22 protein-coding genes and 1 tRNA gene are annotated in these 25,736 nt (G+C 72.0%); 13 read left to right on the top strand and 10 right to left on the bottom strand.

Going from position 1 to position 25,736, the window contains the following annotated elements; all coding sequences use genetic code 11:
• Nucleotides 1–43: 43 nt before the first annotated feature.
• From tmk to MQN93_RS11930, 4 genes are all read left to right on the top strand, one after another.
• Nucleotides 44–3,289: a dTMP kinase gene (tmk, locus tag MQN93_RS11945; protein ID WP_242709460.1), complete on the top strand. Its 3,246-nt coding sequence runs from the start codon at nt 44–46 to the stop codon at nt 3,287–3,289.
• 110 nt (nt 3,290–3,399) lie between these two features.
• Nucleotides 3,400–4,605, top strand: a complete 1,206-nt coding sequence (locus tag MQN93_RS11940) for a DNA polymerase III subunit delta' (protein WP_242709459.1) — start codon at nt 3,400–3,402, stop codon at nt 4,603–4,605.
• Nucleotides 4,606–4,723: 118 nt separating this feature from the next.
• On the top strand, nt 4,724–6,304 hold the full coding sequence (locus MQN93_RS11935; protein WP_242709458.1) for an alpha/beta hydrolase: 1,581 nt from the start codon (nt 4,724–4,726) through the stop codon (nt 6,302–6,304).
• A gap of 110 nt (nt 6,305–6,414) precedes the next feature.
• A tRNA-Thr gene (locus MQN93_RS11930) sits at nt 6,415–6,491 on the top strand.
• A gap of 71 nt (nt 6,492–6,562) precedes the next feature.
• Here the strand turns inward: MQN93_RS11930 and MQN93_RS11925 are convergent.
• Nucleotides 6,563–7,618, bottom strand: coding sequence for an LLM class flavin-dependent oxidoreductase (locus MQN93_RS11925; RefSeq protein WP_242709457.1), 1,056 nt, complete (start codon nt 7,616–7,618; stop codon nt 6,563–6,565).
• Nucleotides 7,619–7,929: 311 nt separating this feature from the next.
• Between MQN93_RS11925 and MQN93_RS11920 the strand changes: the two genes are divergently transcribed.
• Both MQN93_RS11920 and MQN93_RS11915 read left to right on the top strand, forming a co-directional pair.
• Complete coding sequence (locus MQN93_RS11920) at nt 7,930–8,823, top strand: glycosyltransferase family 2 protein (RefSeq protein ID WP_242709787.1); 894 nt, start codon at nt 7,930–7,932, stop codon at nt 8,821–8,823.
• Between the two features lie 408 nt (nt 8,824–9,231).
• Entirely contained in the window at nt 9,232–12,441 is a 3,210-nt protein-coding gene (locus MQN93_RS11915; RefSeq protein ID WP_242709456.1) for an AfsR/SARP family transcriptional regulator, read from the top strand.
• 15 nt (nt 12,442–12,456) lie between these two features.
• Here the strand turns inward: MQN93_RS11915 and MQN93_RS11910 are convergent, their stop codons facing one another.
• Genes MQN93_RS11910 through MQN93_RS11900 form a run of 3 tightly spaced genes read right to left on the bottom strand, consistent with a single transcriptional unit; the run spans nt 12,457 to nt 15,629 of the window.
• Complete coding sequence (locus tag MQN93_RS11910; RefSeq protein ID WP_037783425.1) at nt 12,457–14,148, bottom strand: bifunctional 3'-5' exonuclease/DNA polymerase; 1,692 nt, start codon at nt 14,146–14,148, stop codon at nt 12,457–12,459.
• A 50-nt stretch (nt 14,149–14,198) separates the two neighbouring features.
• Entirely contained in the window at nt 14,199–14,954 is a 756-nt protein-coding gene (locus tag MQN93_RS11905; protein ID WP_242709455.1) for a Clp protease N-terminal domain-containing protein, read from the bottom strand.
• A 48-nt stretch (nt 14,955–15,002) separates the two neighbouring features.
• Entirely contained in the window at nt 15,003–15,629 is a 627-nt protein-coding gene (locus MQN93_RS11900; RefSeq protein WP_016437393.1) for a LysE family translocator, read from the bottom strand.
• A 114-nt stretch (nt 15,630–15,743) separates the two neighbouring features.
• Between MQN93_RS11900 and MQN93_RS11895 the strand changes: the two genes are divergently transcribed.
• On the top strand, nt 15,744–16,682 hold the full coding sequence (locus MQN93_RS11895; protein ID WP_242709454.1) for a S41 family peptidase: 939 nt from the start codon (nt 15,744–15,746) through the stop codon (nt 16,680–16,682).
• A gap of 320 nt (nt 16,683–17,002) precedes the next feature.
• Here the strand turns inward: MQN93_RS11895 and MQN93_RS11890 are convergent, their stop codons facing one another.
• The 3 genes from MQN93_RS11890 to MQN93_RS11880 form a co-directional block, all read right to left on the bottom strand.
• Nucleotides 17,003–17,995, bottom strand: a complete 993-nt coding sequence (locus tag MQN93_RS11890; RefSeq protein ID WP_242709453.1) for an aldo/keto reductase — start codon at nt 17,993–17,995, stop codon at nt 17,003–17,005.
• Nucleotides 17,996–18,117: 122 nt separating this feature from the next.
• Nucleotides 18,118–18,732 (bottom strand): TetR/AcrR family transcriptional regulator, encoded by a 615-nt coding sequence (locus tag MQN93_RS11885; protein WP_242709452.1) that lies wholly within the window; start codon nt 18,730–18,732, stop codon nt 18,118–18,120.
• The gene (locus MQN93_RS11880; RefSeq protein ID WP_242709451.1) at nt 18,732–19,580 is read right to left on the bottom strand and encodes an oxidoreductase; all 849 of its coding nucleotides are present in this window, start codon (nt 19,578–19,580) and stop codon (nt 18,732–18,734) included. Before MQN93_RS11880 ends, MQN93_RS11885 begins: the two co-directional genes overlap by 1 nt.
• A 107-nt stretch (nt 19,581–19,687) precedes the next feature.
• On the opposite strand from MQN93_RS11880, the gene MQN93_RS11875 reads away from it, so the two are divergent.
• On the top strand, nt 19,688–20,866 hold the full coding sequence (locus MQN93_RS11875; protein ID WP_242709450.1) for a DUF2786 domain-containing protein: 1,179 nt from the start codon (nt 19,688–19,690) through the stop codon (nt 20,864–20,866).
• Between the two features lie 40 nt (nt 20,867–20,906).
• Here MQN93_RS11875 and MQN93_RS11870 read toward each other — a convergent pair whose 3' ends face one another.
• A complete protein-coding gene (locus MQN93_RS11870; protein ID WP_242709449.1) occupies nt 20,907–21,440 on the bottom strand; it encodes a DUF4232 domain-containing protein in 534 nt (177 codons plus the stop codon).
• A 93-nt stretch (nt 21,441–21,533) separates the two neighbouring features.
• A complete protein-coding gene (locus MQN93_RS11865) occupies nt 21,534–22,073 on the bottom strand; it encodes a hypothetical protein (protein WP_242709448.1) in 540 nt (179 codons plus the stop codon).
• A 235-nt stretch (nt 22,074–22,308) separates the two neighbouring features.
• Here MQN93_RS11865 and MQN93_RS11860 point away from each other — a divergent pair, with 235 nt between their 5' ends.
• The 4 genes from MQN93_RS11860 (at nt 22,309) to MQN93_RS11845 (ending at nt 23,937) form a co-directional block, all read left to right on the top strand.
• Nucleotides 22,309–22,695 (top strand): VOC family protein, encoded by a 387-nt coding sequence (locus MQN93_RS11860; RefSeq protein ID WP_242709447.1) that lies wholly within the window; start codon nt 22,309–22,311, stop codon nt 22,693–22,695.
• A gap of 10 nt (nt 22,696–22,705) precedes the next feature.
• Nucleotides 22,706–23,059 (top strand): ArsR/SmtB family transcription factor, encoded by a 354-nt coding sequence (locus MQN93_RS11855; RefSeq protein WP_016437402.1) that lies wholly within the window; start codon nt 22,706–22,708, stop codon nt 23,057–23,059.
• Nucleotides 23,056–23,550: an SRPBCC family protein gene (locus tag MQN93_RS11850; RefSeq protein WP_016437403.1), complete on the top strand. Its 495-nt coding sequence runs from the start codon at nt 23,056–23,058 to the stop codon at nt 23,548–23,550. The genes MQN93_RS11855 and MQN93_RS11850 overlap by 4 nt, the downstream gene beginning before the upstream one ends.
• Before the next feature lie 144 nt (nt 23,551–23,694).
• Nucleotides 23,695–23,937: a DUF397 domain-containing protein gene (locus tag MQN93_RS11845; RefSeq protein WP_242709446.1), complete on the top strand. Its 243-nt coding sequence runs from the start codon at nt 23,695–23,697 to the stop codon at nt 23,935–23,937.
• Nucleotides 23,938–24,029: 92 nt separating this feature from the next.
• Here the strand turns inward: MQN93_RS11845 and MQN93_RS11840 are convergent, their stop codons facing one another.
• Entirely contained in the window at nt 24,030–24,542 is a 513-nt protein-coding gene (locus tag MQN93_RS11840; RefSeq protein WP_016437405.1) for an ATP-binding protein, read from the bottom strand.
• Nucleotides 24,543–24,861: 319 nt separating this feature from the next.
• On the opposite strand from MQN93_RS11840, the gene MQN93_RS11835 reads away from it, so the two are divergent.
• A complete protein-coding gene (locus MQN93_RS11835; RefSeq protein ID WP_037783428.1) occupies nt 24,862–25,698 on the top strand; it encodes a Sco1979 family transcriptional regulator in 837 nt (278 codons plus the stop codon).
• Nucleotides 25,699–25,736 lie beyond the last annotated feature (38 nt).

The raw sequence follows: 25,736 nt of genomic DNA, 5'->3' as shown, positions 1-25,736 counted from the left end.
GCGCGTGCCACGAGCTGTCAGTCGGTCCCGATAGGCTGAAAGCATGACGCGAGCCGAGCAGCCAACGGCCCACCACCCGGCCCCCGACGACGTCCTTGTCGCGGACTCCCGCGAGCGCGCCGTCCGCGCCCTGCTGCGGCGTCCGCAGCTGAGGCGGCTGTGGAGCGCCCAGCTCGTGGGCGGCATCGGCGACACCCTCGCCCTCCTGGTGCTGGTCCTCCTCGCCCTCCAAGCGGCGATCAGCGAGGGCTCGTTCGGCGGTGGTTACCGCGGCGTGGCGTTCGCAGTGGCGACCGTTTTCGCGGTGCGCATCCTTGCGACACTCCTCTTCGGCGCCGTGCTCCTCGGACCGTTGACCTCCCTCACCTCGCAGGAGGGTCCGCTCGACCGCCGCTGGACCATGGTCGGCGCCGACGGTCTCAGGGCCGCGGTGCTGATCGTCGCGCCCCTGTGGATCGACTGGACCCCGCAGAACGCACTGGCCGCCATCCTGGTCAGCGCCTTCGTGACCGGGGTCGCCGAGCGCTTCTGGACGGTGTGCCGCGAGAGCGCGGCGCCCGCGCTGCTGCCCGCCCCGCCCCCGGAGGGCGCGACGATACGGCCGCTGCCGGACCACCTGGACGCGCTGCGCCGGCTGACGCTGCGTACGAGCTTCGTGTCGATCCCTCTCGCCGCCGCCGCGCTCGTCGCCGCGGGGCTGCTCAACAACCTGCTGGGCGCCGGCATCGACTGGTTCGAGCAGCACCAGGCCGCCCTCGCCTCGTATGTCGCGGCCGGGCTGTTCGCCGCGTCGCTGTCCGTGCTGACCTACGTGGAGCTGCCCGACACGCGCACTCCGCGCGCGCGGTCGCCGCTCGAGGGACTGCGCCGCCCCAAGACGGGCACGGGCGTGGACAAGGGCCGCACGGGCGCCATCCCGCTGCTGGTCTTCGCGTCCGCCGCCGTCGCGGGCGCGATCGCCGCGGCCGTCGCCGTCTGCGTACTGCACGCCAAGGACCTGGGCGGCGGCCCGGTGATGTACGGGCTGCTGGTGCTCGGGCTGACGGGCGGTGTCGTCGTCGGCATCCGTACGGCTCCCGCCCTGCTGCCCGCCCTGTCACGGCGTCGGCTGCTGGCGCTGGCGATCGCCTTCACCGGCATCGCGCTGCTGGCCGCCGGGCTCGTGCCGGACGTCACCACTGTGCTGCTGATCGTCGCGCTGGCCGGCTTCGGCGCGGGCGTGGCCGCCAACACCGGGCACACGCTGCTCGACCAGGAGGCCGAGGACTACCGCCGCGCGCGGACGACGGAGCACCTGCACGCGGTCGTCCGCGTGTGCGTGGCGCTCGGCGCGGTGATCGCGCCCGTCGTGGCGGCCGGCATCGGCCCGCACCGGCTGGAGAACGGCAAGTTCGTGTTCGCGCACGGCGGCGCCGCGTTCACGCTGATGCTGGTCGGCGCGCTGCTGCTGCCGGTGGCCGCACTGGTCCTGGCCAAGGTCGACGACCGCTCGGGCGTGCCGCTGCGCCACGACCTGCGGGACGCGATGCTCGGCGGTGACGACCCGGTGACGGTGCCCGCCGCGAAGGGCTTCTTCATCGCCCTGGAGGGCGGCGACGGAGCGGGCAAGTCCACCCAGGCAGAGGCGCTCGCCGAGTGGATCCGGGGCAAGGGCCACGAGGTCGTGCTGACGCGCGAGCCCGGGGCGACACCGGTCGGCAAGCGGCTGCGCTCGATCCTGCTGGACGTGTCGAGCGCGGGACTGTCCCACCGCGCGGAGGCGCTGCTGTACGCCGCGGACCGCGCCGAGCACGTGGACACGGTGGTCAGGCCCGCCCTGGAGCGCGGCGCGGTGGTCATCACCGACCGGTACATCGACTCCTCGGTGGCCTACCAGGGCGCGGGCCGCGACCTGTCCCCGACCGAGATCGCCCGCATCAACCGCTGGGCGACGAACGGCCTCGTACCGCATCTGACCGTGCTGCTGGACGTCTCCCCGGAGATCGCCCGCGAGCGGTTCACCGAGGCGCCCGACCGGCTGGAGTCCGAGCCGGCCGAGTTCCACGCGCGCGTGCGCTCCGGTTTCCTGACGCTGGCCGCGGCCGACCCCGGGCGGTATCTCGTGGTGGACGCGGGTCAGGAGCCCGAGGCCGTCACCACCGTCGTCCGGCACCGGCTCGACCAGATGCTGCCCCTGTCCGAGGCCGAGGTGAAGGCCCAGGAGGAGGCGCGCCGGAAGGCCGAGGAAGAGGCGCGCCGGAAGGCCGAGGAGGAGGCCGCCCGCAAGGCCGAGGAAGAGCGGCTGGAGCGCGAGCGCAAGGCCGAGGAGGAGCGGCTGCGCGCCGAGGAAGAGGAGCGCAAGCGGCGCGAGCTGGAGGAGGCGCAGCGCCGCGAGGCCGAGCGGCAGGCGGAGGAGGCCCGGCTGCGGGCCGAGGAAGCGCGCCGTCGCGCCGAGGAGGAGCAGGCGCGGCTGCTCGCCGAGGAGAAGGTCCGCGCCGAGGAGGAGGCCCGCCGCAAGGCGGAGGAGGACCGCCGGCGCAAGCAGGCCGAGGAGGAGGCCCGGCTGCACGCCGAGGCCGAGGCACGGCGCCTGGAGAAGCAGCGCAAGGCCGAGGAGGCGCTGCTGCGGGCCGAGGAGGCCAGGCGGCTCGCCGAGGAGGCCGCGGCCGCCGCGGAGGCGGGGCCCCGGCAGCCGACGGCACCCGTGGTTCCGCCGGAGGCGTCGACGGTGCCGACACCGGTGGTGACGCCGACGAACGCGTCGGGCGGGCCGGTCGAGGAGACGGCGGTGCTGCGGCCGGTGCGCGAGGAGCCGCGGGACGAGCGTCCTGTGGGTGGGCCCGGGTCGCCGTCCGAGTCCGATGCCGAAGTGACCACGCAGCTGCCGCAGCCGCCCGCTCCCGCGGGTGCGGCCGACGAGACGGCGGTGCTGCCGCCCGTTCCGCCGGGTGCCGCCGACGAGACGGCCGTACTGCCGCCGGTGCGGCCCGGGGCCGACGACGAGACCGCCGTGCTGCCTCCCGTGCGGGACGACGACGCCTCGCACCGGGTGCCGCAGGGGTACTTCCGGGACGAGCGGCCCGGGGCGGGTCCGGCCCCGGCGGGTCCGGACGGGACCGAGGACCGTACGCGCGAGATACCGCAGGTCGACGCTGAGGGCGAGCCGCGGCGCAGGGCGCGCCCGGACTGGGCGGAGGAGACCCCGCTGGACGACCTGCCGACCCTGGCGGACGAACTGCTCGGCCCGCACGAGGACGAGCACGACGACGACGCGGGCCGCGGTCGGCGCGGTCGGGGGCGCCGGGGCTGAGGCAAGGAGGACGGGAGCCGGGGTGCGAACCGGCTCCGCGGCCGTTGTCAGTGCCGCCCCGCACAATGGATCTGGCAACGTGACATGTGACGAAGGGGCGGGCTGAGCTGATGACCGTCTGGGACGACCTCGTCGGCCAGGAAAAGGTGGCCGGGCAGCTGGACGCCGCTGCCCGGGACGCCGACGCGCTGGTCACCGCGGCCGCCGCCGACGCGCCACCGCCCGAGGCGTCGAAGATGACGCACGCCTGGCTGTTCACGGGACCGCCCGGCGCGGGGCGCACCCAGGCCGCGCGTGCCTTCGCCGCCGCACTGCAGTGCGTGAGCCCCGACCGCGCGCTCGGCGGCACCCCCGGCTGCGGCTTCTGCGACGGCTGCCACACCGCCCTGCTCGGTACCCACGCGGACGTCACCACCGTCGCCGCGGTCGGCACGCAGATCCTCGCGGAGGACATGCGCGACACGGTCCGCAAGTCGTTCACGTCGCCGGCGAACGGCCGCTGGCAGATCATCCTCGTCGAGGACGCCGAGCGGCTGAACGAGAAGTCGGCCAACGCCGTCCTGAAAGCGGTCGAGGAACCCGCCCCGCGCACGGTCTGGCTGCTGTGCGCCCCCTCCATCGAGGACGTCCTGCCGACCATCCGCTCCCGCTGCCGCCACCTCAATCTGCTGACGCCCTCCGTGGATGCCGTCGCCGACCTGCTCGTACGACGGGAAGGGGTCGAACCGTCCCTGGCCGCCGCGGCCGCCCGCGCCACGCAGGGCCATGTCGACCGGGCCCGCCGTCTGGCCACCGACCCGGCCGCCCGTGAGCGCCGCGCCGCCGTGCTGAAGCTGCCGCTGCGGATCGAGGACGTCGGCGGGGCGCTCAGGGCCGCCCAGGAGCTCGTCGACGCGGCGGCCGAGGACGCCAAACAGCTCGCCGAGGACCGGGACGGCAAGGAGACCGAGGAGCTGAAGGCGGCGCTCGGTGCGGCCCAGGGCGGCCGGCTGCCCCGGGGCACGGCGGGTGTGATGAAGGACCTGGAGGACAAGCAGAAGCGCCGAAGAACGCGCACGCAGCGCGACAGCCTCGACCTCGCCCTCACCGACCTCACGGCCTTCTACCGCGACGTCCTCGCCCTCCAGCTCGGCTCCCGCGTGGCCATCGCCAACGCGGACGCCGAGGACGCCCTGGAGCGCCTCGCCCGCGCAGGGTCCCCGGAGTCCACGCTTCGCCGTATCGAGGCCATCGCCGCCTGCCGAGACGCCCTCGACCGCAATGTCGCCCCGCTGCTCGCGGTGGAGGCGATGACGATGGCGCTCAGAGCGGGGTGAGGGGAGGGGTGAGGGAATCGGGCACGCGCGGTGACGTGACGCGTTGACGCCGTAATTCGTCCGAGCCACGGTGTGCACGGAAGGCATCCGGGCAACTGCACAGAGTTACGCTCGCCAGATGTACATCAGGCGCAGCTCCCGTCCCCGTCGGCCCCGAACCGTCGCCGCGCTCCTCGCCGCGGCCGCGCTGCTCGTCTCCGCCTGCTCCTCCGGCGGCAGTGCGAGCACCGGCGAGCACGCGGCCGAGGCGGCGCTGGCCGCCCTGCCGCAGGCGACGCCGTCCGCCCTCTCCTCGTACTACGGACAGAAGCTGGGCTGGCGCGACTGCGGAGTCCCGGGCTTCCAGTGCGCCACGATGAAGGCGCCGATGGACTACGACAGACCGGAAGCCGGGGACGTGCGGCTCGCCGTGGCCCGCAAGAAGGCCACGGGCAAGGGCAAGCCGCTCGGTGCGCTGCTCGTGAACCCGGGCGGGCCGGGCGGCTCGGCGATCGGCTATCTGCAGCAGTACGCCGGCATCGGCTACCCGGCGCAGGTCCGCGCCCGCTACGACATGGTCGCGGTCGATCCCCGCGGCGTCGCCCGCAGCGAGCCCGTCGAATGCCTCGACGGGCGGCAGATGGACACCTACACACAGACGGACACCACGCCCGACGACAAGAGAGAGACGGGCCAACTGGTCGGCGCGTACACGAAGTTCGCGCAGGGCTGCCGGCAGCACTCGGCGAAGCTGCTGCGGCACGTCTCCACCGTCGAGGCGGCCCGTGACATGGACATCCTCCGGGCAGTCCTGGGTCAGCCGAAGCTGACGTACGTGGGGGCGTCATACGGCACCTTCCTCGGGGCGACGTACGCCGGGCTCTTCCCGGGCCGGGTGGGCCGGATGGTCCTGGATGGCGCGATGGACCCCAGCCTGTCCGCGCGCCGGCTCAACCTCGACCAGACGGCGGGCTTCGAGACGGCCTTCCAGTCCTTCGCGAAGGACTGCGTACGGCAGCCGGACTGCCCGCTCGGCGGCAAGGGCACCACGCCCGCCCAGGTCGGCAGGAACCTCAGCGCCTTCTTCAAGAAGCTGGACGCCCACCCGATCCCCACCGGCGACGCCGACGGCCGCAAGCTCGGCGAGGCCCTCGCCACCACCGGCGTCATCGCGGCGATGTACGACGAGGCCTCGTGGGGGCAGCTGCGTGAAGCGCTGTCGTCGGCGATGAAGGAGAACGACGGCGCGGGCCTGCTGGTGCTCTCCGACAGCTACTACGAGCGCGACGGCGACGGCCGCTACTCGAACCTGATGTTCGCCAACGCCGCCGTGAACTGCCTGGACCTGCCCGGTGCCTTCGCCGGCCCCGAGGAGGTGCAAAAGGCGCTCCCGGCCTTCGAGAAGGCGTCCCCGGTCTTCGGCGCGGGCCTGGCCTGGGCCTCCCTGAACTGCGCGTACTGGCCGGTGAAGCCCACGGGCGAACCGCACCGCATCCAGGCGAAGGGCGCCGCCCCCATCGTCGTGGTCGGCACCACCCGCGACCCGGCGACGCCGTACCGCTGGGCCCAGTCCCTGGCCCGCCAGCTCACCTCGTCCCGCCTCCTGACCTACGTCGGCGACGGCCACACCGCCTACGGCCGCGGCAGCACCTGCATCGACTCCGCGATCAACACCTACCTGCTCCGCGGCACCCCTCCGGCCAAGGGAAAGCGCTGCTGAAACCCCCTCGACCAGCCCCGCGTTCCCCCCGACCGGGGCTGGTACGGAGCACCCCGCGAAACTGTGTAGACTTACCGACGTTGCTGATCGCACCATAGTGCGCACGGCGCGCCGCCTTAGCTCAGATGGCCAGAGCAACGCACTCGTAATGCGTAGGTCTCGGGTTCGAATCCCGAAGGCGGCTCCACTTGAAACCCCAGGTCAGATAGTCGCTGACCTGGGGTTTTGCTTGTTCGGGTTGCTCCGACCCGCGGGAACCTACGGCGCTGCGGTCGCGCCCTCCTCGGTCCGGTTGGTCCGGAATGCGGGGATGACCTCGCGGCCGAACCTGCGGATGCACCTGAGCTCTTCCTCGTGGCTGGGCCCGGACGCCATGCGGAACGACATGATCAGGTAGGCCGGGTCGATCGCCTGCTGGAACGCGCGGATCGACGCGATGCAGTCGTCGGGGCTGCCGACGATCAGGCGGTCGCGCCGGTGCCGGTCGAACTGGAAGTCCTCTTCCTCCGTCACGCCCTCGAGGAACGGCTCACGCTCGGCCACCCAGCGCGGGACCTGTTTGAAGTAGAACCAGTGATCGGCGCGGATGTGCGGCCACCACACGCGCTCGACGTCCTCGAGCGAATCGCCGACCCAGCCGTCGCGCAGGAGGTTGACCGCGAGCCGGTCCGAGGTGCCGTACTCCTCGCCGGCGGCGCGATAGTGCTCCGTCCAATAGCGCATCACCTCGATGTTGTGCAGTGGATCGGTCGGCCATGGGCAGCCGAAGCGCGCTGCGCGACGTACGCCCGGTTCGGACATCGCGCCTATCCACAGTTCGGGACTCACGGGCGCCGGTGTGATGCGGCCCTTGATGTCGAAGTGCTTGCCGTGGAAGTCGAGTTCCTCGCCCGCCCAGGCACGCTGCACGATCTCGATGCCCTCCTCGAACCGGGAGACCTGCTGCTTCGCGTCGAGGCCGAAGAGCTCGAACTCCGCAGGGAAGTTGCCCATGCCGACACCGAGGCGGAGACGGCCGCCCGACAGGATGTCGGCCATCGCGCCGTGCTCAGCCACGTGGACCGGGTGCTCGAAAGGGAGCAGATGGATCGTGGTGCCGATGTCGACGCGTTCGGTGATCGCCGCCAGCGCACCGAGCGCCGCCCACGGGGAGGGCAGATATCCGTCCGGCATCATGTGATGCTCGGGTATGAAGAGCCCGTCGAACCCGCACTCCTCCGCGACGCGCGCGGCAGCGAGGATCTCCTGCCAACGCTGCACAATGGACGCGGCGTTGGGCGGGTCCTGGGGTCGGAACAAGATGCCGAACTTCATGGCCGCCTCTCCTCCGGTGTGACGCCGTTGCCGGGCAAGCGTATCGGCCGGGCATCTTCCCGACGCTTCGCTGAGGTCCACAAGGGAAAATGACGGTGCCTCAACTCGCCTACTCAGCCTGCCTGTTGGGTCGAGCCCGTCGGACAGGCGCGCGGTCTGCGCAGTCGCTGAGCGACTTCACCGTGAAGCCCAGGCCGGGACCGATTCGGTCCACGAATGGGCGACCTGAGAAAGTCCTTACCGTTAACGGCTAGCATCGCGCCCGGGATGGTCGGCGGCCGGGATGGGGTTGGGGTGAGGGCATGGGGGACCTGGGAGCGCCGAGGATCGCGGTCGCGGTGGTGACCATGGGGAACCGGCCCGACGAGGTCGACGCCCTGCTGGAGTCCGTGGCCAAACAGGATCTCTCCCCCGCGCGGATCGTCGTCGTCGGCAACGGCTGCCCGCTGCCCGACTTCGCCGAGCGGCTCTCGCTGCCGGGCGAGGTCACCCTCGTGGAACTCGACGAGAACCTCGGCTGCCCCGGCGGACGCAACCAGGCTCTGGCCACGCTGAGGGAGTTCGGGGACACCGACATCGTGGTGGAGCTGGACGACGACGGGCTGCTCGTCGACCCCGGTGTGCTGAGCCGGGTCCGTGACCTGTTCGCGGCCGACCCGAAGCTCGGCATCGTCGGCTTCCGCATCGCGGACGAGCACGGCGAGACACAGCAGCGCCATGTGCCGAGGGTCGGCGCCTCCGACCCGTTGAAGGGCGGATACGTCACCGGGTTCCTCGGTGGCGGCCACGGATTCCGTACGGCCATGCTCGACGAGATCGGCGACTGGCCCGCCGAGTTCTTCTTCGCGCACGAGGAGACCGACCTGGCGTGGCGCGCCGTCGACGCCGGCTGGCGGATCCTGTACGCGCCCGAACTGCTCCTCCAGCACCCGAAGACCTCGCCCGCCCGGCACGCCATCTACTACCGCGTGAACGCGCGCAACCGCGTGTGGCTCGTCCGCCGTCGGCTCCCCTTGCCGCTCATCCCCGTACACCTGGGCGTCTGGGTGCTGCTCACCCTCCTGCGGACCCGGTCGCGGGCAGGGCTGCGCGCCTGGTTCGGGGGCTTCGTGGAGGGGTTCCAGGAACCGGCCGGCGAGCGGCGGCCGATGCGCTGGCGCACGGTGTGGCGGCTCACGCGACTGGGGCGGCCGCCGATCGTTTGACGCCCGAAGCTGCCTGACTCTGACGCGCCTGACCTTGCCCCTGACGCCTGACACCGGCTGTCGTACGGGCCCGGGTGGGGGCCGGGGGCCCGGTCGTTCACCTCCGCCGACCGAGCCCTCGGGCGTCCCCCGGATCCGGCCGCGGCGGCGTCACTCCCCCGAGAAACGCGTCGTACGCGCGCGCCCCCGGGCCAGATCCGATGAAGTGATCACATCAGGTCGCACCAACGGATCGCTAACATGTGGCCAACGGTCCTCCGTTCCGGCCTCGACCGATTGGCGCGAAGCTGTCGGTCACGGGTGCCGGAAGGGCGTCGCCGTAGCGGATTTTCGGCGGGGGCCACCAAGGACGGGTGGCGGGAAACCGCTGCGACAGGGGCGGTAATCCGCCAGGGACATGGGAAGGCAGTGGGCGGCGTGAGGCGGCACGAGCTGCGGTTCGGACTGCTCGGGCCGCCGGTTCTCTACGGCACCGATACCGCCCATACCGCCACCACCCCCGACGCCCCCGACACCCCCATCACCCCCATCACCCCCGCCCTCAAGCCCGTGGGCAGCCCCAAAGTCCGTACCCTTCTCGCCGCCCTGCTCCTCGAAGCCGGTCGTGTCGTCTCCGTCGAGTCGCTCAAGGACGCGCTGTGGGGCGGTGCGCCGCCCGCGTCCGCGCAGGCCTCGTTGCACAACCATGTGGCCCGGCTCCGTCGGCTGCTCGACGACCCGGAGCGGCTGCGCGCGGTGCCGCCCGGGTACGTCCTGCGGGTCGAACAGGGCGAGCTGGACGTCCATGTCTTCGAGCGTCATCTCGCCGCGGCGCGCGGTGCGCACATCACCCACAACTGGGAAGGCGTCGTACGCGAATGTGCGGCCGCCCTCGCGCTGTGGCGGGGCGCGCCGCTCAGCGGGCTCCCCGCCGAACTGGGCGGCTACGCCTTCGCCCAGCGTCTGAAGGAGGCGCGGCTGCTCCTTCTGGAATGGCGCTACGACGCCGAGCTGGCCGTCGGCGGCGCCCGACTGGAGGGTCTCGTACCGGAGTTGGCCGCCCTGACCGCCGAACATCCGCTGCGCGAGGCCTATCACCGTCAGTTGATGCTCGCCCTGCACCGCACCGGCCGCCAGGCCGAGGCGCTCGCCGTCCACCGCGATCTGCGCGCCCGCCTGGTGGAGGAACTGGGCGTGGAACCGGGGCGGTCGGTGCGCGAGGCTCACGCGGAGGTGTTGCAGGGGACTCGCGCGCCCCTGCCGCCGTCTGTCGTCGCCAGCGGCGAGAACGTGAACCTGAACGTGAGCGAGAACGCGGACTGGGACGCGGACGAGGACGAGGACGAGAACGAGAACCGGGCCGTGACCGGGTCCCGGCCCGGCGGCGCCCATGGGCCCCCGGACCTGCCCGACACCCGGTTGCCCCCTCGCCAGACCCCAGCTGCCCCGGCTTCCCCGGCCACCCCTGCATCCCCGGATTCCCCAGCGCCTCCCACCCCCACCCCCGCCCAACTCCCCCCACCCCCACCCCACTTCACCGGCCGCACCCCCGAGCAGTCCGCCCTCCGCCACACCCTCCTCGACCTGCGCAGCCACGTCGTGATCAGCGGTATGGCGGGCGTCGGCAAGAGTGCTCTCGCCCTGCATGTGGCGCACCAGTTGCAGAACCGTTTCCCCGACGGGCAGCTGTACATCAACCTGCACGGCGCCACCCCCGGCATGACCCCGCTCACCCCCGCCCAGGCCCTCGCCGCCCTCCTGCGCGACCTCGGCACCGAACCCCGCCGCGTACCCGAAGACCCGGACGCGGCCGCCGCGTTGCTGCGTAGCCTCCTCGCCCCGACCCGTACGCTCCTGGTCCTGGACGACGCCGCGAACGCCGCTCAGGTACGCCCGCTGCTGCCGGGCGGTGCCGGCTGCGCCGTGATCGTCACCAGCCGCTCGCCCCTGACCGCCCTCGACGGCGCCCGCCGCTTCCCGCTCACCCCGCTGAGCGACGAGGAGAGCGCCGCGCTGCTGCGGGCGGCTTCCGGCCGTGACGCCCTGGACGCGGGTCACCGTCTCGTCGAACTCACCGGCCGCCTGCCGCTCGCCCTGCGCATCGTCGCCGCCCGGCTCGCCGCACGCCACGCGCTCACCCCGGACGTACTGGCCGGTCAACTGGCCGCCACCGGCGGACGGTTGCACCACCTCGAATACGACGACCTGAGCGTCCGCCGCTCCCTGGCCGTCGCCCACGACGCGCTCGCCGACTCGGGCCGCGCGGCCGACCGGGACGCGGCACTGGTGCTGCGCGGCTTGGGCACCCTCGACCTGCCCGCGTACGGCGCGCCCCTGCTCGCCCATCTCGTCGGCATCGACGCGCGTCGCGCCGAGGCCGCGCTGGACCGGCTCGTCGACGTGGCGCTCCTGGAGGAGACGGCATACGGCCGCTACGCCCCGCACGACCTGGTCCGCGACTACGCCCGCGAACTCGCCGGGGGAGCCAGTGCGGTGGACTCCGCGCTGCCCTGGTACGCCGCCGCCGCGGAACGCGCCCTCGTCGCGATCGTCGAGCCGGGCCTCGACCAGGACGACCGCTGTCGTCCGACCACGGCCCAGCCGTCGGACCACGCCGCGCATGTCGCCGCCCTCCCCACCTTCGAATCCGCCGAACAGGCCTTCGCCTGGGGCGACACGGAGCTGGTGAACGTCGTCACGCTGGTCGAGCGGCACACCGACGACGCGGACGACACCGATCACCGCAGGGCCGCCCGCCTGTCGACGCTGATCCGGCTCTTCTACCCGTATGTGCAGCGCAGCGGCCGGGTCGCCGAGATGGAGGTGCTCGGGCGGGCCGCCCTGCGCCTGGCCCGGCGGCTCGGTGACGAGGCCGCCGAGGGCTATGCGCTGGGCGACCTCGCCGGTCTGCACTTCCTGACCGGACGGCAGAGCGAGGCCCTCGCCCTCAACGACCGGGCGCTGACGATCTGGCGCCGGCTCGGCCATGTCTCCCGGATGCGCCGCTGCCTCAACAACCGCGGTCTGCTGCTCGAAGGACTCGGCCGCTACGAGGAGTCGGAGCAGGCCCTGCGCCAGAGCCTCGACCACTCACGGCAGTTGAAGGACCCGCACGGCGAGGCCGTGACCCACAGCCACCTCGGCAATCTCTACGAGCACACCGACCCGCGCGCCGCGATCGACCAGCACCGGCGCTCGCTCGCGATCGGTGACCGGCTCGGCGCCGTGATCGTGCAGCACTCCGCGCACTGCAACATCGGCTACGCCCATCTGACCCTCGGTGAACCGGCCGCCGCCCTGCCCCACTTCGAGGAGAGCCTGCGCATCCTCGGCGGGCACGGCGACTGGCACGGCGAGTCGCAGACCCGGCTCGGCCTGGTGCGGGCCCTGCGGCTGCTCGGCCACGCGGAACGGGCCGGCGGCGAGTGCGCCGAACTGCTCCGCAAGGCGGACGCCCGCGCCGACCGCTTCACCGGCGCTCTCGCCCGCCACCAGCACGGGCTTCTGCTGCGGGAGAAGGGGCGCGGGCAGGAGGCGTACGAAGAGTGGCGCGGTGCGCTCGACGCGCTGGACGGCACGGACGAGAACGCGGTGGTCGCCGAGCTCAGGGAACTGCTGGCCGACGCCCCCGCTCCGTGATCGCCGTACGTCCCCTCACTTGGCGTCGGCATAGCACTCCACCACCGCCGTCGTGAACGGGAAGCGCACCGGCGTCTGCCCGAACGTCAGCCGGCCCGCCAGCTCGGCCGCGTCCCGGATCGCCGCCACCACCGTCTCCGCCTCCTCCTCGGGGCAGTGCACGATCACCTCGTCGTGCTGGAAGAAGACCAGCTCGGCCGCCATGTTCGCGCAGGTCTGGCGCAGTGCGGCGAGCAGCAGCAGGGTCCAGTCGGCGGCGCTGCCCTGGACGACGAAGTTACGGGCGAAGCGGCCGCGGGCGCGGGTGTTCGTCGAGGCGTAGCCCGGCACCCACTCGGTTCCGGTGGGGGTCTCCGCCGGGTCGTCCTGCGGGATCCCGGCCTCCTCGGTGGCCTCGTCGCCCGACCCGGCCGCCGGGGGACAGGTCCGGCCCAGCCAGGTCCGTACGAGCCTGCCCTCCTCGCCCGCGCGCGCCGCGTCGTCGACGTACGCCACCGCCTTGGGGAAGCGGCGTCTGAGGGCGGCGAGGTTCTTCAGGCCGTCGCCCGAGGTCTGGCCGTAGACCGCGCCGAGCACGGCGAGTTTGGCCTGGGCGCGGTCACCGGAGAAGGCGCGGTCGGAGACGGACTGGTACAGGTCGCTCTCGCGCCCGGCCACCTCCATCAGCCCCGGGTCGCGGGAGATCGCGGCCAGCACCCGCGGCTCCATCTGGTCGGCGTCCGCGACGACGAGCCGCCAGCCGGGGTCGGCGACCACCGCGCGGCGGATGACCTTGGGGATCTGCAGTGCGCCGCCGCCATTGGTGACCCAGCGGCCCGTGACCGTGCCGTGCGCGAGGAACTCGGGCCTGAAGCGGCCCTCGCGCACCCAGTCCTGCAGCCAGGACCAGCCGTGGGCGACCCAGATGCGGTACAGCTTCTTGTACTCCAGCAGCGGCTTCACGGCCGGGTGGTCGACGGACTCGATCTCCCAGCGCCGGGTTGACTTGACCTTGATGCCTGCCTGCGCGAACGCCTTGACCACGTCCGCGGGCAGGTCGGGCCGCACCCGGCGGCCGAAGGCGGTGGACACCTCGTCCGCCAGCTCGGCCAGGCGCCGGGGCTCGCCGCCGCCGGCATAGCGCTCGCCGAGCAGTTCGTGCAGCACCTGGCGGTGTACGTCGGCGCTCCAGGGCAGTCCGGCGCGGTTCATCTCGGCGGCGACCAGCATGCCCGCGGACTCGGCCGCGGTCAGCAGCCGCATCCGGTCGGGGTGCGTGGTGGCGTCGTGTCGGCGCTGCTGCTCGGCGTAGACCTCGACGAGGTCGGGCAGCGGGAGGTGGACGGCGCGGGGTTCGAAGAGGGAGGACTGCGCGCCGGGGGCGGCGGAGCGCAGGGGCGGGTCGGGCGGTACGGGGCCGCCGCGCAACCGGGCCAGGGCCGCGGCCGCGGAGCGGGGCTCTCCGTACCGTCCCTCGTGGCCGAGGAGGAGGGTCTCGGCGTCCTCGATGTCGTAGCACCGCTCCACCCGCACCCCCGTGGCGAGCAGGCGCGGATAGACCTCGGCCGTGGACCGCCACACCCAACGGGCAACCTGCGGCCGCGCCCGCACCGCCGTCGCGAGATCGGGCTCCCACAGCACCGGCCCCGCGAGCAGCCCGTCCGGGCCGAGGGGCGCAATCTCCACACCACCATCCTCGGCCGGAGCAAGCGCCCAGCGATCGGTCATGCTGCGAGTGTCGCAGGGGGGGTCTGACAACGGCGCCAGGCCTGCTCGCCCTACTCGGCCTGCTGCCCAGGCTCGCCCCCCTCGCCCTGGAGCTTCAGATAGCCCTCGAGCGCCTTGGCGATCTCGGCCTCCGCGGGCGCTTTCTCGACGCCGAGGTTGGAGAGCACTCCTGTGCCGTGTTCGAACTCCAGCATGGCCAGGAGGATGTGTTCGGTGCCGATGTAGTTGTGGCCGAGGCGTAGGGCTTCGCGGAAGGTCAGTTCCAGGACCTTCTTGGCGTCCGAGCCGTAGGGGACGAGCTCCGGGGGCTCCTCGGAGGCCGGCGGGAGCGCGGCGGTGGCGGCCTCGCGCACGGCGTCGGCCGTAACGCCCTGCGCGGCGATCGCCTTGGCCGCGAGGCCGTTCGGTTCCGCGACCAGGCCGATGACCAGATGGGCGGGCACGACCTCGGCGTTCCTGGAGGTCTTGGCCGTGTTGTGGGCGGTGATCACCACGTTCCTGGCGAGCATGGTGTAGCGGCTGAAGCCCTGGTTGGGGTCGAGTTCGGCCGACTCCTTGGGCACGAACCGCTTCTGTGCCGCCTGCCGGGTGACGCCCATGCTCTGGCCGATGTCGGTCCAGGAGGCGCCCGAGCGCCGGGCCTGGTCCACGAAGTGGCCGATCAGGTGGTCGGCCACCTCGCCGAGGTGGTCGGCGGCGATGACGGCGTCCTGGAGCTGGTCGAGGGGCTGGGAGTGGACCTTCTTGATGGCAGCGATGAGGTCGTCGAGACGTACGGACGACGCGGAGATGGGGTTCGTCGACATGTGTCAACCGTAAGTTGACACCCCGTCCGTGTCAACCCGAGGTTGACGCTACTTCGGTGTCGCCGCCAACCTCACCGCCAGCCCCGTGAACACCGTGCCGCTGAAGATGTTCAGCCCGCGCGCCACCCGGCGGCTTCGGCGCAGCAGGGCCGAGAGCTTGCCGGAGAGCAGGCCGATCGAGCCGTCCACGGCGAACCCCATCACCGTGATCGTCAGCCCGAAGACCAGGAACTGCTCGCGGACATGCCCCAGTGAGGGGTCCACGAACTGCGGCAGGAAGGAGACGTTGAAGAGGATCACCTTGGGGTTGAGCAGATTGGTGACGGCACCCTGCCAGAAGGCGCGCCGCCGCCCGGGCCCGGCCGGCGTCCCGTCCTCGACCGGCACCGAACGGTCCCGGAAGGCCTTGACCGCGAGATACAGCAGATAGGCCGCACCGGCCCAGCGCAGCACGTGGTACAGCGTCGGCAGCGCCAGGAACAGCGCCGACAGCCCGAGCGCCGCGGCGACCGTGTGCACGAACATCGCGCAGGCCACGCCGAACGCGGCCAGCACCCCGGTCCTGGGCCCGCCCCGTCCGCCCATCGCCACGATGAACATCATGTCGGGACCGGGCGTGATGCAGAGCGCGAAGGCCGCTACGAGAAAGGCCGCGTACGAAGACATGTCCACCATGGGGGCCATGCTTGAACCGACGGGCGACGGAAGCGACCGAATTCTCAGGGAGTGAGACGAGTCCGGGAAAACGCCCTGTGAGGCGCGGGTGGACCGGTGATTGACTCACCTGTCATGACCACGACCAGCCAGCCATCGTCCTCAGCCGCCGCCCCGGCGCCGACTCCCGCACCCGTCACCGACGTTCCCGCGGTCGTCGACGAGACCGCCAGGCTCCTGATCGAGCACTACGTCTTCCCGGAGATCGCCGAGCAGCTGGCCGCGCTCCTGCGCCGGCGGCTGGCGGAGGGCGCGTACGACGTGCCGACCGCCGAGGAACTCGGCAGCCTGGTCACCGCCGATCTGCAGTCGCTCAACGGCGATCTGCACCTGCGGCTCGCGTACCACCCGGAGGAGGTGCCCCAGGGCCGTGGCGAGGCCGCGCTGGCCAAGATGCGCCGCGACTTCGAGGCCTCCCTGGGCGGCGTCCCGCGCGTGCAACTGCTCACCGGCGGGACCGCACTGCTCGAACTGGCCCCCGCCCTCTTCCCGCTCGAATGGTCCGCCGAGCCGCTCACCGCCGCGCTCACCCTGGTCGCACGCGCCGACGCGCTGATCCTCGACCTCAGGGGCAACCGCGGCGGCGACCCGGACACCGTCGCCTTCGTCTGCAGCCACCTCCTGGACGAGCGCACCCACCTCAACACCATGTACGCGCGCGTGGGCGACCGGTACGACCAGTCCTGGACCCAGCCGCACGTACCCGGCGCCCGCTTCGGCGGCACCAAACCGCTCCACGTCCTCACCGGCCCCGACACCTTCTCCGCCGCCGAGGAACTGGCCTACGACCTCCAGCAGTTGGGCCGCGCGACCGTGGTGGGCGAGCCCACCCGCGGCGGCGCCCATCCCCGCGAGGGCTGGACCGTCCACCCGAACCTGGAGGCCACCATCCCGATCGGCCGGGCGATCAACCCCGTCTCCGGCACCAACTGGGAAGGAACCGGCGTCCTCCCGGACGTCCCCTGCACGATCGCGGACGCCCTCGACCGGTCACTGGCCCTCATCCGCGGCTGACCCGGCTGGTCGTGACGGGGGAGGGCACCGGTGGGCGCGCGCGACGTCACGACGCCGTCGAACCGAACGTCGTGCACGCCAATCTGCACGCGTGCGTGTCGGTCTGCTTGCGTGCGCGCGATCTGGCACGCGTGCGTGTAGGTCTGCCTGCGTGTGCGCGAATCTGGCACGCGTGCGTGTCGGTCTGCCTGCGTGCGCGCGGATCTGGCCCGCGGCGTACGCCCCGGTCCGCCTGCATACGCGCCGATCTGGCCCGCGACGTACGCGTCGGTCAACCTGCATGCGCGCCCACCTTCACGCGTACGCGCCGAACGAACCAGCTACCCCCGAGCCACCTCGGCGCTGTGCGCGGGAAGATAGCGCTCGCCCTTCACCTCGTCGCTCAGCGGGTCCAGCGCGGCCAGCGCCTCGGCGTCCAGGGTCAGTTCCAGCGCCGCCGCGTTCTGCTCCAGCCGGGCAGGGCTGCGGGTGCCCGGAATGGCCGCCACCGCCACGCCGAGCCGCTCGGCCTGGGCGTACACCCAGGCCAGCGCCACCTGGGCCGGAGTGGCACCCAGCCGGTCGGCCACCTCGCGCACGGTCTGCGCGATCTTCTCGTTGGCCTCGCCGGCCTCTCCCGCGAAGCGGGGGTTGGTGCGCCGGAAGTCCTTCTCGCCCAGCGCGGAGCGGTCCAGGGCGCCGGTCAGGAACCCCCGCCCCAGCGGCGAGTACGGCACCAGCCCGACCCCCAGCTCGGCCATCACCGGGGTGACCGCCTCGACGTCGCGGGTCCACAGCGAGTACTCGCTCTGCACCGCCGTGATCGGGTGCACCGCGTGCGCCCGGCGCAGCAGTTCGCCGTCGACCTCGGACAGGCCCAGATGGCGGACCTTGCCCGCCTCGACCAGCTCGGCCATCGCCCCGACGGTCTCCTCGATCTCCACGTCCTGGGGCGGGCGGTGGGCGTAGTACAGGTCGATCACCTCGACGCCCAGCCGCAGCAGCGAGGCGTCGCAGGAGCGCAGCACGAAGTCCCGGGCACCGCGGATGCGGCGCGCCCGGTCGCCGGCACTGCGGTCGATGCCGAACTTGGTGGCCACCTGCACCCGGTCCCGGCGGCCGTTGACGGCCCGGCCCACCAGCACCTCGTTGTGCCCGGTGCCGTAGGCGTCGGCGGTGTCCAGGAAGGTGACGCCCAGCTCAAGGGCCCGGTCGATGGTGGCCAGGCCGCCGTCCCAGTCGGCGGCGCCGTAGCTCTCGCTCATCCCCATGCACCCCAGGCCCATCGCGCTGACGGTGAGCCCCGGCGAGCCGAGCGTGGTTCGGGTGATCATGCGCGGACACTCCTCCTGCCCGGCGGACCGGGCGGTACCTCAAGCCCTGGCGAACGCCTGTGAAGCTAGGACTTGGAGCGCACGCGAAGTCAAGCCGGCGCCCGACCGCCCGCACCGGAGCCTCAGCCGACCAGACCGGCGCTGATCAGCCAGATGTGTTCGCAGGTCGAGGACGCCCTCTGCAGCTCCTCGCGGGACTCCTGCGAGGCGTGATAGAAGCTGCGCTCGATCATCCAGCACAGGGCGCGTGCCATCGCCGACGCCTGCTCCGGTTCGGTGCCGGCCTCGACGCCGGCTCGTTCCAGGACGGCGGTGATGGCCGTGATGAACAAGTCGGCCGTACGGCTCCACAGTTCGCCGATCTCCGGCACGGTCAACGACAGGTCGATCGCCGTGCGCATGACCAGGCCGTGCTCGTTCCACAGGTCGACGGTGCGTTGCATGGCCGCTGCGATGGCCTGGCGCGGCTCGTCGGCCTGTGCGGTGGTCCGTGACCGCTCCCACAGGTGCTCGACGGTCCGGGCCACGAGTGCCGTGACCGCTTCCTGTTTTGAACCGAAGTAGAAGTACAGGGCGCCGCGTGTGATGCCGGCGCCCTGGGCGAGGTCGCCGACGGTCATGGCGTCGTAGCCCTTCTGCGCGAGCAGGGCCTCGCAGGTGTCCAGGATGGCCCGCTCGCGGACATCGCCCTTGCGCTCGGTGGCCCGCCTGCTGCGTGCGGGGGAACGACCGGGCATCAGAGCTGGGCCCCCTCGGCGAAGTCGGTCGTACGGGAGAGGGGCTCCCATGCGCGGATGTCCTCGTCGACGGCAGTGCGCGCGGCGGTGACCAGTCGCAGCGCGTCCGAACCCAGAACGAGGTGGGCCGGCGGCCGGTCGACCGACGCGATGTGCACGACGGCGTCGCCGGCCTTGGCGGGGTTGCCCAGCTGGTTCCCGCTGGCCTTCCGCCGCGCCTCCCGGATGGGGACGAACAGCTCGTCGTAGTCGTCGACGGATCGCTCGGCGCGTGTCATGGACCGTCCCGCCCAGTCGGTGCGGAAGGAGCCGGGCTCGATCGCCGTCACATGGATCCCGAACTGTGCGACCTCCTTGCCCAGCGCTTCCAGGATGCCTTCCAGGGCGAACTTGCTGCCGCAGTAGGCGGACATGCCGGGTACGGCCATGAGCCCGCCCATGGAGGTGACGGCCATCAGATGTCCGCGGCGGCGCCGGCGCATGTGGGGCAGGGCTGCCTGCAGCGTGGCCACCGCCCCGAACACGTTGACCTCGAACTGCCGCCGCACCTCGGCCAGCGGGGTTTCCTCGAAGGTGCCCTCCAGGCCGTAGCCGGCGTTGGCGATCACGACATCCAGGGGGCCGACGGTCTGCTCCACCTCCGTGATCACACGTGAGACGGCGTCGGCGTCCGTGACATCGAGGACGCGGCCGTGAGCGGACCCGGGCCTGAGTTCTTCGAAGGCCCGCAGGTCCTCCTCGGAGCGGACCGTTCCCACGACCGTATGTCCCGCGGCCAGGGCGGCCTGGGCGAAGGCACGGCCGAGGCCCGTGCTGACGCCGGTGACGAGCCACTTCTGCTGCTGCACTGCTCCTCCAGAAAGGTCGTACGGAGAGCTGGACCGCCCTCCCTCAACCGAAAGTCTACACAGTGTCGATTTTAATGGGCGCGGTGTCGATTCTGTACGATCGACGCATGAGCAGCGCCACCGCCGGCACCGTCGACCACGCCTTTCGGGCCGCCCTGTACGCCGAGAGCGACACGGCCCTCGACACGGGCGCGTCGCTGCTGGCCGCGGACACGGCGGCGGACGCCGAACTCGCCCGCCGCGGGCAGGAGTTCGTCGCGGCGGCCTGGCGGCGTGGCTGGCAGCCCGCCGATGTCGTACGGATCGTGCGGCGGGAGTTGGACGACGTACACGTACGGCTGGCGGCGGAGCTGATCCGCGCGCAGCAGGCGCACGACAGACCGCGCGGACCCCGATGGCGCGCGCAACTGGACGAACTCAGCGCCGGGGCCGCCGAGTCGGCGGAAGCGGCCGCCCGCGCCCGCCCCGACCGCTTCACGCACGCGACCACCGTCCTGGAGCTGTACCGCCTCCTGCTGCGCCTGCCCGCGCTCGAACCCCTCGACGAGCACGAACCCACGCACCGGCCCGGTACCGCGTCCGGCGGCTCCGAGTCCCGCATGCTCACCCGTATCCGCGCGCTGCTCGCCAAGGCCGAGGCGACCGGCTTCCCACAGGAGGCGGAGGCGCTGTCCGCCAAGGCGCAGGAGCTGATGGCCCGGCACAGCATCGACGAGGCGCTGCTGGCGGCCCTCACCCCGACCGCGGCGGCCCCCGGCGCCTGCCGGATCGGTGTCGAGGCGCCGTACGAGCAGGCCAAGGCGGTGCTGCTGGACGCGGTGGCCACCGCCAACCACTGCCGCGCGGTGTGGAACGAACCGATGGGCTTCTCCACGGTCGTCGGCTTCGAGGCCGACCTGGAGGCGGTCGAGATCCTGTACACCTCGCTCCTGGTCCAGGCCACGACGGCGATGACCAGGGCGGAGGCGGCCCAGCGCGCGGGCGGCCGCAAGCGCACCAAGACCTTCCGGCAGTCCTTCCTCGCGGCCTACGCCCACCGCACGGGCACCCGCCTCGCGGCCGCCGCGGAGACGCAGGTGACCGACGACCTGCTCCCGGTCCTGGCCTCCCGCGAGGTCGCGGTCACGGCCCACACGGACCGCATGTTCCCCCGCACGACCACGACCCGCCTGCGCGGCGTCAGCGACGCGGCGGGCTGGACCGAGGGCGCGGAGGCGGCGGACCGGGCACAGATGGGGGTCCGGCCGCGGCTCCCGCGAGACGGGAGAGACGCGCGAGACGCGTGAGACACACGAAACGCGTGAGACGCCCGATACGGTCCGCGCGTCAGTCGCCGGACTGCTGGAAGGCCGTCACCGAGGCGTTCGGCTCGTCCCCGCCGCCCTTGAGGGCGACATCGCCGTACGACCACGTGAAGCTGTGCTTCTCGGCGGAGCCGGGCAGGGTGAACGTCCCCGTCTTCACGGCGAGGCTCTTGGCGGCGCCCGCCCCGCCCCGGACGTACGTGATGGTGAAAGAGGCGGTGGCGTCCTTGGCGAGGGTCAGCTTCTGGGCCTTGGCGGCCCGGTCGGCGGGGACGGTGCTCGACGCGCCGTCCGCCCGGAGGCCGACCCCGGGGAAGCCATTGAGAGTGCACTCGGCGCCCTGGTTGGTGAGCGTGACGGTGACGGTGCCCGTGTCGCCGGCGGACGGTGCGGCGCTCGCCGCGATCTGCACGCCGGTGTGGCCGAGCGTGCACGCGCCGCCGGCCCGGCCCGCGCTGCTGCCACCGCCATCACCGCCACTGTCACCGCCGTCGTCGCACGCGGACAGAAGAAGAGCCGCGGCAAGAGCGGCGACGGTGAGGGAGCTGGCGCGCATGGTGGTCCTTGGGTGCTCTGCGGCGTGACGCCGGGGATCGCGTGCATGGATCATCACGCAGGCGCCCTCGCGGCGGTTGCGCGCCCCCGGTGGCTACTGCCCGAGGCTCGCCGTGGGCAGCCCCGTAGGCAGCGATCCGCCCTTGGACTTGGTGTACGTCTCCTTGCCGACGCTGCCCGACCAGGTGATCTGCATCGCGCTGCCGGACACGGAGTCGACCATGCCGGTCGTACGGCCCTTGCTGCCGTCCGTGCACGTCAGATGGAGCATCTTCATCCCGGCCTCCTTGCCCGCGGTGCCGCTGCACACGGTCCCGCCGGTCGAGAAGAGCCCGGCCTGCTTGCCGTTGATGACCAGCGCCACGGCCTTGCCGCCGGTCGTGGCGAGCCAGCTGCCCTGCAGGTCGTCGGAGGAGTCCGTGGTCCCGCCGGAGCTGCTGCCCGTGCCGCCGCCCGTGTCCGCGCTCGACGCGGCGGAGGAGGAGGGGGTGGACGAGGAGTCGTCCTTGGAGTCGCCGCCGTCGCTGCATGCGCTCAGTACGAGTGCGCCCACCAGGCCCGCGGCCGCCGCCGCGATCCGCACCTGCCGGCGCGACACCGTGCGAGAGGGACGCGTGAAGGTCGCCGAAGTCACTGGAAGCTCCCAAGCTGTAGCAGTTGGTGGCCACGCGCCCGGCCGGGAGACCGAACGCCCGCAGCAAGCTACCAGCAGCACCCCGTGGCCCCATGGGGAGCGCCTGTGAGATTTACCGACAGGACTTGCGCCCTCCGGTTCGCCCTCACCCGTTGACAGCGGGCCCGCATCGCCTCATACGTAGGACTTTCCCTACGGTTGACGCGTAGGGAAAGTCCTACGTATCGTCGTCCCCATGAACATCACCCACGCCTCCTTCGTCACCCTCCCCGTCGCCGACCAGGACCGCGCCCTGCGCTTCTACACGGACGTCCTCGGCTTCGAGGTCACCTCCGACCTCGACACCCCCCAGGGGCGCTGGCTCCAGGTGGCGCCGAAGGGCGCGCAGACCGTCTTCACGCTCTCCGGTCCGGGGATGGGGGATTTCCGGCCCGGCGAGGCCCGGGGGATCATGTTGGTCACGACCGATGTCGACGCCGACTGCGCCCGGCTCGCCGAGGCGGGTGTCCGGGTGCAGGGTCCGGACGATCTTCCGTGGGGCCGCATGGCCTCCTTCACGGACCCCGACGGCAACGGTCTGATGCTGCTGACGGAGGCGCATCCGACGGAGGCGCACCAGTAGAAAGGCGGGCATGACCGCAACCGGTACCCGCGCGGCGGAGGCGGACCGCGTCTTCGCCGCGCTCGCCAACTCGACCCGCCGCGAGGTGCTGCGGCTGCTCCGCGACGGAGGGCCGCAGCCCGTCCAGGCCCTGGCCGACCACTTCGACATGCGCCGCCCCAGCCTCTCGGAACACCTCAAGGTGCTCCGGGAGGCCGGTCTCGTCTCCGAGCAGCGCAACGGCCGGCAGCGCATCTACCGCCTGGAGGCGGCCCCGCTCGCCGATGTGCAGGACTGGCTCCATCCGTACGAGCGGTTCTGGCGCGAGCGGCTGACGGGCCTCGGCGCACTGCTCGACCGCATGCCCGACGATGAACCGGCATGAGCACCGAGTTCCCCGAAACCCCCGGCTTCCCGGAAATCCCCGACGACGACCTCACCGTCATCCGCGTCGACCGGTTCTTCCCCCACCCGCCCGCCAAGGTCTGGCGCGCCCTGACCGAGCCCGGCCTGCTCGTGCAGTGGCAGATGCCGGGCGCGGAGGACTTCCGGCTGGAGGTGGGCCACCGCTACCGCATGACCTCCGTGCCCCGGCCCAACACGAACTTCTCCGGCGTCGTGGACGTACAGGTTCTCGGCTACGACGTCGAGCGGATGCTGTCCCTGCGCTGGGCCGACGCCGATCCGGAGCATCCCGCGGACTGGACCATCACCTGGACGCTGGAACAGGAAGGCCGCGGTACGCGTCTCTTCCTAGTGCACGAGGGTTTTGACCCCGACGACCCGGCTCAGCTCATGGCGCGCAGGATCATGGGCGGCGGCTGGCGGTCGCATGTCCTGCGAGCTTTGGGGCAGACGCTGGAACGGGTCGGGTAAAGCACGCGTCAAAGCTGTAACCGCAGGACCACCCCGCGTGCACGTGCATCTGCTCATGCATCTGCACATGAACAGGGTTATGATCCGGGCAGTTGACTACTGCATCAATGGCCCCTGGGCCACCGCACCACCGGGGAGCGACCTGTGGACCGGGACGTGTACAACGGCATGGCAGCCACGGAGTTGGACGGGGTGTCCTGGCAGAAGAGCCGGCACAGCAACTCGCAGGGCTCCTGCGTGGAGTTCGCCAGGCTGCCCGACGGAGAGGTCGCCGTCCGCAACTCGCGTTTCCCGGACGGGCCCGCGCTCGTCTACACCCGCGCGGAGATCGAGGCGATGCTCCTCGGCATCAAGGACGGCGAGTTCGACCACCTGATAGCGGGCTGACGGCCCGCAGGCCCCGGGGCAACTCGGGGCGATCGGTCCCTCACATGCGGTGACGCGCGTAGATGCCGGGCGTCAGAAAACGCCCGGTCGTCCTACTCGCCGGACCTCGGTGTGTGCGGCAGCCGGAACAGCGCCCAGACGACCTTGCCGCCGAGCGTGCCCGCCATCGGGTGCCAGCCCCAGCTGTCGGCGAAGGAGTCGACGAGGAACAGGCCACGGCCCGACTCCGCGGCGAAGTCGTCCGCCCCCTCACGGGCCACCGGGCTCGCCTGGCTCGGGTCGCGCACGGCGCACACCAGCCGCTCGGTCCAGCGCATCAGATGCAGCCGTACGGGCGGGCTCTGGTCCGCGGTGCACAGGGTGCCGGCCGGCAGGCCGTGCCGCAGGGAATTGGTGACGAGTTCCGAGACCACCAGGCACACGTCGTCGAAGCGGTCGCCGATCTCCCACTGGTCGAGCATTCTGCGGGTGAAGGCCCTGGCCTCGCGCACGGCCTCGTAGCGTGCGGGGAGGGCGCAGGACGCGGCGTTGGACACGGCCGCGGGGTCAAGCGGCGGAAGGCCCTGCCGTAACGGCTCGAGCATGGTCGATCCATTCGTCCCCATGCGAGGCACTCCCGGAATTCGCGGTCGTTGCGATGCAGCGGTGGCGCGGGACCATGGTTTCGGATGCGCGGTGCAGATGCAAGGTGCAGATGCACGTGCACGAGACCGAATTGGCCGTTCCCGTACCGCTTGTGGGGCATTTTTTCCGCCATCTTCTCTCCCTCTGGTTGCCAACTCCGTCCCTACTCTTGTGCGGAATCTTTGACTTCTTTCCATCTCTGTAATCGGACGAGTACTGCTCGGAGTGTTTTAGTGGCAGACTCTGGCCCCTGAAGCGTTGGGGAGGCTGGCGAACGTGAGCGTGGGAGAGCCCGGATCGGTGGTGCGGCGCATGCTGCTCGGCTCGCAACTCAGGCGACTGCGCGAGGCGCGCGGCATCACCCGCGAAGCCGCGGGGTACTCGATCCGTGCCTCGGAGTCGAAAATCAGCCGGATGGAACTGGGCCGCGTGAGCTTCAAGACGCGGGACGTCGAGGACCTGCTGACCCTGTACGGCATCACCGACGAGCAGGAGCGCAACCAGCTCGTCTCCCTCGCCCGCGAGGCCAACGTCGCGGGCTGGTGGCACAGTTACTCCGACGTCCTGCCGAGCTGGTTCCCCACCTATGTCGGCCTGGAGGGCGCGGCCCATCTGATCCGGGCCTACGAGGTGCAGTTCGTGCACGGCCTGCTGCAGACGGAGGAGTACGCGCGCGCGGTCGTGCGACGGGGCATGCAGGGCGCGAGCACCTCCGACGTCGAGAAGCGGGTGGCGCTGCGGCTGGAGCGGCAGAAGAACCTCGTCTCCGAGCACGCCCCCGACTTCCATGTCGTCCTGGACGAGGCCGCCCTGCGCCGCCCCTACGGCGACCGCGAGGTGATGCGCGGACAGCTGGAGCATCTGATCGAGATCTCGCAGCGGCCCAACGTACGGCTGCAGGTCATGCCGTTCAGGTTCGGCGGTCACTCGGGCGAGAGCGGTGCGTTCACCATCCTCAGCTTCCCGGAGTCCGATCTGTCGGACGTCGTCTATCTGGAGCAGCTCACCAGCGCGCTCTACCTGGACAAGCACGAGGACGTCGCCCAGTACGAGCGTGCGCTGAAGGAACTGCAGCAGGACAGCCCCGGGCCGGACGAGAGCCGCGATCTGCTGCGCGGTCTGCTGCAGTTGTCCTAGGTTTCTCCGCCAACTTCCCCGAGGTTCTCCCCAGAAGA

Source organism: Streptomyces spinosisporus (genome assembly GCF_022698145.1).
Taxonomy (GTDB): domain Bacteria; phylum Actinomycetota; class Actinomycetes; order Streptomycetales; family Streptomycetaceae; genus Streptomyces; species Streptomyces spinosisporus.
This window is presented reverse-complemented; position numbering and strand designations above follow the sequence as displayed.